Origin of the sequence: Legionella hackeliae (assembly GCF_000953655.1) — a bacterium.
GTDB classification, from domain to species: Bacteria; Pseudomonadota; Gammaproteobacteria; order Legionellales; family Legionellaceae; genus Tatlockia; species Tatlockia hackeliae.
The window spans coordinates 1,704,711-1,718,770 of sequence record NZ_LN681225.1 but is presented as its reverse complement, the minus strand read 5'-3'; the positions used below and the strand labels follow the sequence as shown (position 1 = coordinate 1,718,770).

The following is a 14,060-nucleotide window of genomic DNA, read 5'->3' as shown; positions in this document are numbered from 1 at the left end:
GGAAAACAAAATGAACCGTTACGAAAAAGGTTATAAGCAAATGCAAGACCATTTGGGAAAGGACGTAACTGATGAATACATAAAAAAAATTGAGCAAGTGGCCCCTTTTTTTGCACAAGTTAACGTTGAGTTCCCTTTCGGTGACTTATATTCACATGAAAGCACATTGGATCAGCGAGTGCGGGAAATTGCAACTATTGCAGCACTTACGGTGCAGGGTTTTTCAATTCCTCAATTAAAAGTGCATATCCGTTGTGGTATTAATTGTGGGGTAACAAAAGAAGAAATTGTGGAAATTATTACCCAAATGATTGCCTATTGTGGATTTCCTGCAGCGACAAATGCTATTTTGGCCGCCAAGGAAGTTTTTGAAGAAATGAATATTTAACGCAATAATAGCGGTGGATGCCAACCACCATGAATTTGCTCCAGACGCTCAGCGATTGCTAGAGCATTAGTATCTTTCCATGGTTGTGCCGCTATTTGCACCCCTATGGGTAAACCATCAGATGACGTACCACAACGTACTACTGTTGTTGGCCACCCTGTTAAATTATGCGCCATTGCATAGGAGAAATCACTGATTTCCTTGATGCCGATGCCATGTTTTTTAGCAACCGTGGGGAATACTGGACTAATTACCACATCGTAGTTTTTCATGAAGGAAAGCATTTCTGCACGGAAATGATCAATCGCAATCATTCGCTCATTTAATTCAGTTGTTGATAATTTGCAAAGTTCCGCTTGACGGACAAATTCTTGCAATTCCCATGAAAGATTATCAATACCAAGACTATACAAAAACCCTTTAAATCCATGGCCTCTATCGCCACCAAGGAATAAATCCCAATGAAAATTAAACGCATTACCTATGCAAGACGGACGGTCTTCCGTTACTGAGCTTACATCAGAGCTTAGAGAAAGAGCGGCGTCTTTCACTGTTTTTTGAACGTCCTTATCAACTGGGGTGAAACCATTTTCAGTAAAATAAGCAACACGAAGTTGAGCAAGTGGATCGGCAGAAAAAATCTCTACGGGAGGAGTATAAGGATGTGAACCATCTGGGCCCGCAATCACCGTTAATCCAAGAAGAAGATCGTTAACTGAACGAGCCATCGGACCATAACAAATCATTGAACCGATAAGCCCAAAAGCATCACCACCCACAGAACCTGTAGGAGGAACACGACCATGAGTTGGTTTTAAAGCCGCAATACCATTACAGTGACTGGGTTGAACAATACTACCTCCACCATCTGAACCAATAGCTAAAGGAACTCCTCCCGCGGCAACTAATGCAGCCGATCCCCCACTACTTCCTCCCGAAGTTTTCGTCAAATCATAAGGGTTATTTGTACGACCATAAATAAGATTGTCTGAGTCACCGCCACGACACATCTCAGGTACATTAGTCAATCCAACAATGATGGCGCCTTCGTTTTGTAAGCGACTCACAATGGTTGCATTCTCAGATGTCACACCCGCTTTATACCAGGCAGGACTCGCTGAAGAGCAAATCAATCCTTTCACGTTCAAAGCATCTTTTATGGCAATTGGAAGTCCTGACAATTTTTTTAAAGGTTTGTTATTGGCAATCAGGATGTCAACTTTACGAGCCTCATTGATACAATGCTCGTGATTAACACGCTGTGTCAGTGCGTTGATTGTGGGATTAATACTATCAATCCTGTCTAAATGAGCTCGCATAATTTCTTCAGCGGATACTTGTTTAGTCTTCATTAACTCAATGAGCTGTGTCGCAGTCAGGAAATAAAAATCATGCATTTTAAAGCCCCCTTGCTCTGTTGAGACAATTCATAAAAATGCGCAGTTTTAATCAGCAAGAGCGCACTCCCCTCGCCCATTTGAGCTCCAACGCGCGACAATGGTATGAGTTCCTATACACGCATTATCTTTACAAATTTTAGTTGCAGGAATAATTTGGCAAGCGTTAGCCCAACCGCTATCAAAAAAACTGATCATGATGGCCTCAGCCCCTTTAGGTAAAGTAGCAATACCCTGACCCTGAATAGTACTTCCAGCCACAATCCAATTGTTTTGTGAGCCGTCTAGGCTATAACTAATGACAAGTTTTTTAACAGGACCTAAATCACCACGTTTGTAAGAAACACGCACTGTTTTAGATAAGGCATCACCATCAGGTTCATTATCATTATCAAGAATATCTATTTTTAAAGGAATGGGGTAATCTTCACCCTCAAAGTTACCTGCATATTGGAAGGGGTTATATTCAAATTTATTGATTAATACCCACGAGGTTGCACTAATGCTAGATAATGTATTAGCGTTCCATAAAAAAGGCAGGGGAAAACGACGACTGGCATAAAGATAAGCTTGACCTATTTCATTAGGCAGCTCGATAAAGAACTCTCCTGGTGTGGCATCGACGAAATGGGCACGTAAGTATTCGTCATTGCGAAGATGAAAAAAATTATCTCGCATACTTTGTAAATCTTTTTCGAGCTCCTCCGTATCTCTTCCTAATTGTGAGTAATATTCTATCAATGAGTGTAGGGTGTTAATGGCGCTTGCTGTATTTTCGGCGGACATCATATCCTCAGGTTCAATATCGGTATGGTTGTTTAAAGTAAATCCAACTCCCCATAATTGATTATCTTGAAAATATCCACCTTGATCGCGTACTATGCGCCAAATATTAAGTGCTGTTCCATCACCAAACCATTTATCCACTGTTTCTACCCCTAAGGCAGACAATCCCCAAAGATTGACATCAACTGCCATTCCACTTAAATCTTGTGAAATGTCAGGACTCCAATCGGTTTGTGATGAAGGAATATCCACCGAACCACGCGTATAAAATACTCCCTGTTGTGCATCAAATGCTCCATTATAAAGAAAACTTAATAAACCACGGGTTTCATAACCATTAACGGTTGTGCCTCCATTGAGCATAATATCAATGAGATAGAGTGCACGCGTTACCTCAGAAGTTTGTTCAGTTTTTTCCAATATCCCTTTAAGGATTTGTAAGCCAGCCAATACTGAAAAGTTATCTTCAATTGAAATTTCTCCAACGGGCAGCTCCCCTTGACTATCTCTTGTCCCACCGGGTGCATAGTAAAAAGCGCCGATTGCAGTCTGCATTGCTGAGAACGCATGAAGGCTGTTTATTGCATTGGTTACTGCTTTTGAGCTTGCAGAAACATCCCCATCAGTAAGAATGAACTCTGCCTGCAATGGACCAATTAATTGTGCCCAGGCATTTTCACCTGTGAGTGGCTTCCAATCAGACCAGGTAGTGATAAATTTAAAAAAATCCGGAGAATGACCTTCGGGATCATTTTTTGCCAGTAAGAAAGGATCGTAATTCCAGCTAATAAAGGGTTGATATCGACCACCAAAAAACGGATCTTTGTTGTAATAATTAGTAGCAATTAAGCGGAAAGTGAATGCTTTAAGAGGATCAAAAATAAGTAACTGATAGCCATATAGAAAGAAAATACCGGTAGATCTGTTTGCAGAATTCATGATGGAATCAAGTTCATTGTCAATGAATTCCTGGGCTGTAGTTTCATTTAAATAATCATTATCTGCTGCTAAAGCCAAAGCGATTTGCCAAGCGGAAGCATGATAAATATCTGTGCCATACTTTATACTAGTGCGTTCAATTTGTGCTTGAGCCTCAAACCATTCCTGTACAGTACCGTCTTGAGGTGGTAAACCCTCCCCTAAAATGACATAAGGGCTTGTCAAAAAAGGATAAGGATTACTATATACGCTATCTATCACACTGCATGTATTATCAGGCAGGCAAATATAATCGCCAAAATATCGAGCAACGTCTTCAGTAGTACCAACATAAAAGCTCAGAGGGATTGCTGTAGAACTTTTGCTAAGAACAAGCATCTTATCAGAAATGAGAAACCGAACGAGATCTCTAATTTCTTTATCCCTATTGCTTGCCGAAAATGTGAGATTCTCATGGCTTATCCATAAGATTAAAGCACTCATCCATATAAAGTATTTTCTCATTTAATTGTCCATAGAATCCAATTACGAGAAAGCTTAAGTTCGATAAGAGTATTACCCTAATTATAATAGAAAATTGAAATTATGAATTTGTTATTGAGTGGCTAAGAATAATCATCTATAGTCTTAGTCCTAAATTATTTAGGTACTACAGGGAGTTATCTATGCCAAGTTTAGGCCCTAGGCTATCGTTGTTAAGTTTTTCTCTAATCACCATCTATAGTTCATCAATTTATGCAGAGTTTAAACCAGGCGCATTACCATTAATGCCTCGCGTGTTTGGTGAGGGTTATTTTGGTAATAGAGCCTTAGGTGTCATTGATGGAATGCTCCCTGTATTTGGAAGTCAGGACGGTATTTTTTACGTCGATGGTTTAGGTAAAGGTGGCAGTGATGATGGGTATTTGTGGAGTGCTGGCGGTGGTTTTCGCGGTATCCAAAATAATAGTTTTTTGTGGGGAGCCTATGCATTTGGGGACTACAACCGTACCTCACGTGGTCAACATTTCACGGTAGTTAATCCTGGCGTGGAAGCGATGACCAATTATTGGGATGTCCATGTTAATGGTTACTTTCCTACAAGCAAACAGAAAAGTGAGGGTCTTTTCTTAGGTACACAATTAGGGACCACTCAATATATCAGTTTTACCGGCCACAGCCAGTTTGACAGTATAGTTAATGTGGTTGAAGAAGTTGGTAATGGAGTGGATGGTGAAGTTGGTCTAACCTTGCCGCAATTAAGATATTTAAGACTTTTTGGTGGTGGTTACCATTTTGCTCCGCAACATGTTAGTGATATTAATGGCGTTGTTGGCGGCGTGGAAGTGCCTATTAACAACAATCTAACCGTTTCTGTTCGCGACAGTTATGACCGGGTCCAGAAAAACACAGCATTATTCACTGTGCGCTTTACTCTTGGTGGGATTAATAAGGGAGAACAGCCTAATATTCATGACCGATTACTAGATCCTATTCCAAGACACTTGGGTACCTGGGATACAGGTTCTGGCATTCCTAGTCAGCAGGCTTATATTAATACTGGCGTGCGTGTTCTAACTCGCGATAATATTTGGTTCTTTAGTGGTTCAGGTGCCTCTTTTGCGGCTGCCAGTGGTTTTGGAAATTGTACGTTTGAAAATCCATGCCTTTCATCTTCATTCAATCAGGCCACGCTCGACTCTATTAATACCATTTCGCCTAATGCCAATCTTTACTTAGGCCCTGGTAATTACAATAATTTGGGTGGCGCTTCATTCGTACACTCCAATGCGATGGCGACCTCTCTTTTGACGATAAATGGGCAGTCGCTGTATGGTCGAAACATTGACTTTACTGCAAGCCAGCCACAAATTCTTCAAGGCAGTCTCCTTATTACTGGCGGTGGCACGGATGCGCAAGGTAGACCTTTAACTGAGACAATTGATTCACTCATATTAACAAACCAGAATGGGTTTCATCCAGCAGGTCTTGTAATATCAGGATCGAGAGTAAATATTACTAATACCACGGTCGGATTTGATACTAATCGACGTGGTTATCGAACTGCAGTAAGTATTGAAGGTGCTAGTGATATCAGTATTGCTAACAGTGTTCTAATTGGATTTGCTGATGCTAATGATGGTTCCGATGCGAGAGCAACAGGCGTGTCAATTGAGAATTCATTCAATATAAATTTACTGAATAATACTATTTTGGTTGATGCAACTCAGAGGACCTCAAATTCAGTCGAAGCTCGAGGTATACTCGTCGATCGGGGCACTAAGGTAACTATTCAAAATAGACAGTTGGATGTTCAGGCTCATAATGTTGGTGAGGGTAATGGTACGTCCACCCTGGCGCAAGGAGTTGTTGTTGTTAATAGTAAATCTGGGGACTTTTTTAATAATCCAACCATAACTAAATCTTTAGAAAGTCCAATAACGGATCAAGTCGTTGGAGCGTTACGTGCGTTACACAGTCTTTTAAGAGAGCCGAATGATGTCACACTAAATCCTTCAAGAACTGCAGCATTCAGCGTAAAAGCGGAAAATACTGGCGGTAGTATTAACACCGTTCAGGCGCAAGGAATTAATATGGATAATTCCAGAGTCTTCGTCAGATACGGCAATAGTACAGGAGCGGTACCACAAGATATTATCAGTGTTAACGCTGAAAATAATGGTGGAACCGGTAATAAAGTCATTGCACAAGGAATGTTTCTTAATAATACCTTAGTTGTATCTGACGGAGCCTTCTTGAATGTCACCGGTCTTGACAATCAGGGCTCAAACGGTTCTGTAACTTCGTCAGGTTATCAAGCGCAAGGAACTGCAGTATTTTCGAGCATAGTCAATACTGGTGGAGGTTTTAATGTCGTTGAAGCGAATTCATCCAATAGTAATGCTTCACTTGATGCAGTTGGAATACTGTTACAGCCAATTACCTCAAGAACAGTCCTTTTTTTAAATACAGGCCTCTTTAGAGTCACTGAAAATGGAGTTCCCGTGACTCCAGTTATTAGTAATAATGGATAAACAAGATGCTGCCAGTAAATCTGGCAGCATCTTTTTCATAAAATCATCACGTTCGCAATAAGAGATCTTCACCACTTTTATCCTTTTATTAGTTATAGAACATGATTTACGTCGTCATTTTTATCAATGAAATGGTATTCTTTGAGTTTGAGTATTGCAAATATTTCGCCGGCGGATGTAAATAATAATAGCTGACGAATAGGGAAAAAAATTATGATGCAAGTTACAGAAACAATTTGGCAGAACGGAAATTTGGTACCATGGAATGATGCTAAAGTTCATGTCTTATCGCATACCCTCCATTATGGTGGTGGTGCTTTTGAAGGTATTCGCTTTTATAAGACATCAAGTGGTCCTGCAATTTTTCGTTTGGAAGATCATATAAATCGACTTTTTTATTCTGCGTCTGTTTTAAAAATGACTATTCCCTACTCTAAAGAAGAAGTTATTGCTGCTGTTAAAGACGTGGTCTTGGCCAATCGCCTTGAAGCAGGTTATATACGCCCTCTTGCTTTTTATGGCTATGGTAAAATGGGTGTTAACCCGATAGGAAACCCTACAGATTTGATTATTGCGTGTTGGCCTTGGGGAGCCTATTTGCCACATGACAGCATTGACGTAAAAATCAGTAATTTTATTCGAATTCACCCAGACTCAACTGTGGTTGATGCCAAAATTTGTGGGCATTATGTAAATAGCATTCTTGCATCACTTGAGTTACAGGGTACTCATTATCATGAGGCTTTATTATTGGATGGTAGTGGTCACATTATGGAAGGTGTCGGTGAGAATTTTTTCATTGTAAAAAATGGCAAAATTTATACCCCTAAATTAGGAGGAATACTGTCAGGTATTACTCGAGATACTGTAATAAAATTAACTCAGCAATTAGGTTTAGAGTTATTTGAAGCTGATATTACAATAGATGAAGCCTATCAAGCTGATGAAGCTTTTTTTACGGGCACGGCAGCTGAGATCACAGCAATACGCTCTATCAACGACAGACAACTTGGTAAAAATGGTGTTGGGAAAGTTTCTGCAACAATCAAGCAAGCCTATTTAGATCTGGTTCACGGAAAAAACAGTGAGTTAATGCATTATCTAACTTACCTGTGATTAATGTCTGTTGGGTCGATGTCTAGCCTCGATTTCTATCAATTTCAACAAGACATAACTTTGCATCATTCCTAGACGCCTTGGCTCGTCCGAGGCATGCAGTTTGGACATAGGAGATAGGTAGCAGTAGGTCCGCCTTATTTTCTGCCCCTTTTTTAATTGACGACTTATTATATAACGTGACAATATAAAAATCTGGCCTAATTATACTCAAGGAAAGAGACTATGCCATTTGCTACATTGGAATCAAAGAATGATTTTTTGCGCGAGTTAAAAGAAAAGGGAGTTCCTTATAAGGTCAAAACCTGGAAAAATTACATGGAAAATGTAAAAAAAAGCCAGGCTGTTATTGTCCAAGTGGATACAGAAGAGCAAGTTCAGCAAATTATGGAAGCTGTTAGCAAACAGCGAAAGCAAAATCCTGATACAAAAATTACGGTTAAAGGAACTGCTGGCTGGGCAGATGAGAAAAGTAATTGGTGCTGCTTCCCGTGGGCCAAAGAGCAAGAAGAACGATATAATGAATCATTTTCTTTTTCAGAAGGCTCAGCTGCCGATGTCATTATTCGTTTTAGTCCTAAATATCATAAAGTTAAGAAAATTAGGAAAATAGAGCGTGAAACGCCAGTAGTCTCTGATAATCCTTTAGATCATTTAAAAGAATATGAGGTTTTAGTTACCTCAGGCGTACAAATTGCAAAGCTTGCCCAACTACTTCGCGAGGCTGGCTTATCGCTAAGAACAGCAAGCATGCTCTCTTGGGCAAGTGCCGTGGGGTTAGCGGGCACAGGTGGACACGGAACTGGTCGTGATGAGCCTGCTTTCAGTGGCCAAATTACTAGTCTAAAAATTTGTGACCACAATGGAGAAATTCGTGAGATTTTTGCCGATGATCCTGATTTTGCTACATTATGCTCTGCCCATTCAGGAGCGCTTGGAATTGTTTTAAGTATGAAAATGAAAGCGGTGGAAGCATTCAATCTTAAAGAAACCGTCCATACTTTTGCAGATGCTAAAGCAATGGAATCTGGTTTAGGTGAATTATTAACTCAAAATCAGTATTTCAGTCTAATTGGTGTACCCAGTCATGGAAATAGCCTGTCTAAAATTGATAAGTGGCAAGTTCGATTATGGAATCACACAAAAGAAGCACGAACAAAAGTACAAGATCCCCCCTACACTGCTGATGCGCGTTCCTGGGCCCAAGAATTAAGTGTAAGAGTTGGAGATTCGGTGCAAGAGTTTCTTATGGATAATAAACTTAAAAACCTCATCCCCTCTTACTTGTCACTGGCTGCCGCTGCAATCACTGGAACACGAGGAACTAAAGCTGTTGTCGATCATGAAAATAGCATTACTCATTATCAAGTTGCTTTCCCAAAAGCAATGCGAGATGTGAGTTATATATTGCCTGTTAAAGATAAGGATGCAGGAGCATTGCTTGCTAATGTATTGCAAAAAATTGAAGCGCTAACAAAAGCTGCTGCAGAGCGAGGCGAGTTTCCAATTACTTACGCTGTTTATGCTCGCTACATTAAGGGTACTAACGGTGGGCTATCTACAACGGCTACTCATTCGGACGATGAACATGTCTTGGCAATTGATATCGTAACCCATCCTGACTCCCCGGGGATTGATAATTTCGAAAAAGAATTGCTAACCTACTTTGAGGAAATTAAGGTAAAACCACGCTTTCATTTAGGTAAAAATTTCCCACACGGCATTCATAATTACACTGATTTTCTTGAGCCTGAGGCAATTGAGGCGTATAAAAAAGCATTGGTAAGATGGTATGGCGACGCTGAGCAGGTAAAAGCAAGCCCTTTTATTACACCCTATTTTGAACAGATGTTAGGAATTCAGTCGACAACGAATGTCTTGCAATTTGCAAAAGAAAAACTCGTTGTGGAAGAACCTTCGCATGATCATTCTGCAGATGATTGCGTCCACTTCCTCGAAAAATTAATTCCAGCCATAGATGTATTACCGGCGTCAAATGAAGCTATGCAACTAATTAAGGAAGATTTTATGGGACAGTGTCGCAAAACATTACTTTCAATGAGAGAGAGTAAGGAAGAACAAGAATCTATAAGCAAGGTTGTAGTATAAGATAAGCTTTGCTGCTAGCGGTATTTTTTGCTTGGATATCGCTAGCATACATTTCATTGGAATTGTCTTTACTCGTTAGATAAACCCAATATTACTCCAGCACAAGTTTTTCTTAAGTCATCAAATAAGTCAGAAGTTCTCATACTAATAACACCAGAAAAAACTCCCTTTAGTCGGAACTGATCTTCCACCATGGTAATAGTTTCTAATAAGTTGTTAGTTATTGATAAATCAATCAACTTATTTAGAGCATCAACTTTTACTTCCTTTCTATCTTTATTAGGATAAGGCCATCGACTTTTGATCTCTTTTGTAAGTTGACCTCTTAAAGTTACGATCCTTGTATATTGCTCAGGAGTTAAACAAGAGCCTTCAGGTATACTTGTTTGAGCATTGTCTATGGTTGTTTGTGAGCTTTGAAAGAATGTTGGTGTTGATTTGTCTTGCAATTTTTGTTTATACTTCTGAACAATAGTTTTTTGCGTAGATGCTGGTAATTCTGTATAGGGTTTATATTGCCAAGACATAATTCAAAATAACACTATGATAAAGAATGACCGTTATCTTACCATTTGGTTAAAATTAGTTCAATCATTGCGCTGGTATGTCTATTAAAACGCTAAACTTGTCTTCGTGCCTCCAAGACATTGGGAATTTGTTCTAATTTGCTCAATAAACGAGACAAACTATTTAAACCATCAATTTCTACAGTTAGCTTAATGTGGGCAGTATTGTCCTGCTTGTGGCTTTGAGTTTGCAATGCATAAACATGGGCTTTTTCATTCGCAAGCAAAGAAGTAACATCCCTTAATAACCCAGCTCTATCAAATGCTTTAATTAAGACGTCAACAACATAATGATCCCGAGTGGAGCTACCCCAGTTTACCTGCAAAAATCGTTGGCGTTGTTTTTCACTCGAATGCAGAATATTGGGGCAATCTTGCTTGTGAACAGATACTCCTCGACCTAAGGTAATATAACCAACCACTTCATCCCCCGGAACTGGTTGACAGCATCGAGCCATGTGAGTTAGTAAATTTCCTACTCCTTCGATGCGCAGGTCACTGCCGCTTATTTCAGGTTTCGCCTGGGGTTTTACTAATTGTAATACAGAAGGTTCTACCGATTCAGAGGGGGATAATTTATTAAGGATCTGACCTAATTTAATATCTCCCCTACCAAGAGCAGCTAGCAAATCATCAGTGCGTTTAAAATTGAACGATGAAAGAATATCATTTAAACGATCTGTCTTTATGCCAAGATTTTTTAGTTCTTTATCAAGAATTTCATGGCCTTCATCTCTGTTTTTGTCATAGTCCTGCATTTTAAACCAATGCAGAACTTTGGCTTTGGCACGTGGAGTTCTTAGGTAGTTAAGATGTGGGTTAATCCAATCTCGAGAGGGTCTTTCATCTTTACCAGTTAGGACTTCGACCTTATCCCCTGTTTTTAATTGATAGGTCAGAGGTACGATAGTACCATTTACTTTAGCACCTCGACATCGATGCCCTATCTGACTATGTACATGATAAGCAAAATCAAGTGGGGTTACACCTTGCGGTAGATCAAGAACATCTCCATCCGGCGTAAATACATACACCCTATCCTCAAGAAATTCAGCCTCAATAGCCTCAGAGACTCCTTTAGATGCAGCCATCTCTCGATGCCACGCCAAAACGTCTCTCAGCCACTCAATTTTACGTTCATGACTTTCTTTTTGGGTTACGCCGCCCTCTTTATATTTCCAGTGGGCAGCAACTCCCATTTCAGCCAAATCATGCATATGGAATGTACGAATTTGCACTTCAAAAACACGACCTTCAGGACCTTCAACAGCGGTATGCAGTGATTGATATCCATTTGGTTTTGGATTAGCGATGTAATCATCAAACTCAACAGGCACTTGCTTCCATAAAGCATGAACCATGCTCAATACTTCATAGCATTGGTCTTGAGTTTCAACTAATACTCGTACTGCAGTGGCGTCATAAATTTCATCCAACGACACATTTTTACGTTTCATTTTGCGATATATGCTATGAATATGTTTTGAGCGACCATAAACAGCAAAATGCTGGGCACCTATAGCGCGAATTTGGCGATTTAATTCATCAACAATTAAATCAACATAGCGATCACGCTCAAGACGCTTGGCTTTTAAACCTTTGGCAATCGCTTTGTAATCTTCAGGATGTAAATGTCGAAATGCTAAATCTTCCATTTCCCACTTAATCGCACCAATACCCAATCGATTGGCAAGTGGTGCATAAATTTCCATTGCTTCAGTAGCAATTTGGTGACGCATCCCTTCAGGTAGTTGCCCTGAAGTACGCAGAATACATAAACGCTCAGCCAGTTTAATGAGCACAACGCGTACATCATCAACCATGGCCAACAGCATTTTTCGTATATTATCAATTTGATGTTTGTTTTGTGGATATTTACTAATCGCTTGCAAGTTATGCATGGCGCTCATTTTTTCAATGCCTTTAACAAGCTTGGCTATTGGGGCACCTAACTGCTCCTCGACATCCTCTAACGATAACTCTGCATAATGCACGTTTTCAAAAATAATCGCTGCAGAAAGAGTTTCTTGATCAACCTCCAGGTCTGCCAGGACATCTGCCATCGATAAACCCAGCTGTAAACAAGATACTCCTGTTTCAGTGGCATGATCTTGTCCTGCAAGTTGACTTAAAGTGCAAGCATTACGAATGAGGTCTAAGTCTTGAAAATACCCTTTGCTCCCTAATTGCTGTAGCCATTGCTCAACATCGATATTGCCATCGACGAGCCATGGAGTATCTTCTTTGACTTTGACCATAACTATTTATCCTTTCTCAAATAAAGCTATCGATTCCACATGCGCTGTATGAGGAAACATGTCCATAACACCTGCAGCTTTCAAGTGATAACCTTTATGATTGACAAGAATGTCTGCATCCCTTGCCAAGGTCGCTGGATTGCAGGAGACATAGACAATACGTTCTGGATTAAGACTCTCGATTTGTTTTACAACTTCTAATGCACCTGAGCGAGGAGGATCCAGTAAAAGCTTGGTAAAACGCTGTGTAGTTAATTTGGCAATCGCCTCAAGCTTTTCAAGATCAGCACAGAAAAACTCGGTATTGGTAAAGCCATTCGCCTGAGCATTCATTTTTGCCCGTTCAACCATTGCTTTACTTCCTTCAACTCCCACTACTCTGGCACTATATTTTGCCAAAGGCAGTGAGAAATTACCTAAGCCACAGAATAGATCAAGGACAATGTCATTTGAGGTTAAATTCATTAATTCAAGTGCCAGGGAAACCATAAGTTGGTTCAATCCAGAATTAACCTGGGTAAAATCAGTCGGATAAAACTTGAATTCAATATTCTCTTGCGTTAAAGCATACGTTAAAAATTCAGAGGCCTCTAACGGATAAAAAAGTTTTACCGTTTCATTACCACCTGGTTGTAAGAATAGACGAAAGTTTGTTCTTTCACCAAAGGTACGGAGCTTTTCTTCATCTTCAGGGCTTAATGGGCTTAAATTTCGAAAGATTAATGCAATCTCATCATCGCCAGCAGCAACTTCAATTTGTGCAATAATCCTAGGATCGTCGAAGGAATCAATCAACAGGCGCAAATTAGAAATTTCTTTATCAATCGTTTCATTTAAGACGGGGCACCCATCAATTTCAGTAATAAAACGTGGATTATTTTTTTCTCTAAAGCCAACCAGACTTCGTTGTTTTTTTTCAACATATCGAACACTCAGCCTCGCTTTATTTCGATAATGCCAACGGTCACTAGTAAGCGGGGCTAAAACTGTTTCAGGTTCACAATGCCCTACACGCTTTAGTAAATCGAGTAATAACGATTGTTTTTCATGGATTTGTGTTTCTTCATCTAGATGTTGCAAAGAACAACCACCACAAAGCGTATAATGTGGACAGGCTGGTTCTACGCGACTTGAAGCCGGAGAAAGAATGGTAATCACCCGCCCCTCATCAAAATCACTTTTGATGCACGTATACTGAAAAGACACTTTTTCACTTGGAAGCGCCCCTTGGATGAATGTTGTTTTCCCATTTATGCGAGCGATTCCACGGCCATCATGGCTAAATTTTTCAATGTCTGCAATTTGTGCTTCTGCGGGTAACTTCTGTCGTCTTCTACTCATGCGTACTTCTCTTAAACCAGTAATTAATCTTTTATACTATCATGATAATTTTAGGTGCTTAATGAATAATAAATAATCAAGCAATGAAAAAAAATAATCATCTAGAATAGCACAGGACATAATCCAGACATAGCCAAACCTGAGAG

At 39.9% G+C, this 14,060-nt stretch carries 9 protein-coding genes; 4 read left to right on the top strand and 5 right to left on the bottom strand.

Features of this window, described 5'->3' with window-relative positions:
* Nucleotides 1-10 precede the first annotated feature (10 nt).
* Nucleotides 11-388 (top strand): carboxymuconolactone decarboxylase family protein, encoded by a 378-nt coding sequence (locus LHA_RS07705; protein WP_045106026.1) that lies wholly within the window; start codon nt 11-13, stop codon nt 386-388.
* On the opposite strand, the gene LHA_RS07700 is transcribed toward LHA_RS07705, so the two are convergent.
* Together LHA_RS07700 and LHA_RS07695 are read right to left on the bottom strand one after the other, a co-directional pair.
* The gene (locus tag LHA_RS07700; RefSeq protein WP_045106025.1) at nt 385-1,785 is read right to left on the bottom strand and encodes an amidase; all 1,401 of its coding nucleotides are present in this window, start codon (nt 1,783-1,785) and stop codon (nt 385-387) included. The genes LHA_RS07705 and LHA_RS07700 overlap by 4 nt on opposite strands.
* A 48-nt stretch (nt 1,786-1,833) precedes the next feature.
* A complete protein-coding gene (locus LHA_RS07695; protein ID WP_147292329.1) occupies nt 1,834-4,014 on the bottom strand; it encodes a hypothetical protein in 2,181 nt (726 codons plus the stop codon).
* 161 nt (nt 4,015-4,175) lie between these two features.
* Between LHA_RS07695 and LHA_RS07690 the strand changes: the two genes are divergently transcribed.
* From LHA_RS07690 to LHA_RS07680, 3 genes are all read left to right on the top strand, one after another.
* Nucleotides 4,176-6,524 (top strand): inverse autotransporter beta domain-containing protein, encoded by a 2,349-nt coding sequence (locus LHA_RS07690; protein ID WP_045106023.1) that lies wholly within the window; start codon nt 4,176-4,178, stop codon nt 6,522-6,524.
* Nucleotides 6,525-6,737: 213 nt separating this feature from the next.
* A complete protein-coding gene (locus tag LHA_RS07685) occupies nt 6,738-7,640 on the top strand; it encodes a branched-chain amino acid transaminase (RefSeq protein WP_102046641.1) in 903 nt (300 codons plus the stop codon).
* 225 nt (nt 7,641-7,865) lie between these two features.
* Nucleotides 7,866-9,749 carry an FAD-binding oxidoreductase gene (locus tag LHA_RS07680; RefSeq protein WP_052673636.1) on the top strand — a complete coding sequence of 628 codons (1,884 nt, stop codon included), beginning with the start codon at nt 7,866-7,868 and terminating at the stop codon, nt 9,747-9,749.
* A 68-nt stretch (nt 9,750-9,817) separates the two neighbouring features.
* Here LHA_RS07680 and LHA_RS07675 read toward each other — a convergent pair whose 3' ends face one another.
* The 3 genes from LHA_RS07675 to rlmD all read right to left on the bottom strand — a co-directional run bounded on the left by LHA_RS07675 (nt 9,818) and on the right by rlmD (nt 13,914).
* Complete coding sequence (locus tag LHA_RS07675; protein ID WP_045106022.1) at nt 9,818-10,276, bottom strand: hypothetical protein; 459 nt, start codon at nt 10,274-10,276, stop codon at nt 9,818-9,820.
* 92 nt (nt 10,277-10,368) lie between these two features.
* Entirely contained in the window at nt 10,369-12,573 is a 2,205-nt protein-coding gene (relA, locus tag LHA_RS07670; protein ID WP_045106021.1) for a GTP diphosphokinase, read from the bottom strand.
* A 6-nt stretch (nt 12,574-12,579) separates the two neighbouring features.
* The gene (gene rlmD, locus LHA_RS07665) at nt 12,580-13,914 is read right to left on the bottom strand and encodes a 23S rRNA (uracil(1939)-C(5))-methyltransferase RlmD (RefSeq protein ID WP_045106020.1); all 1,335 of its coding nucleotides are present in this window, start codon (nt 13,912-13,914) and stop codon (nt 12,580-12,582) included.
* Between the last annotated feature and the right edge of the window lie 146 nt (nt 13,915-14,060).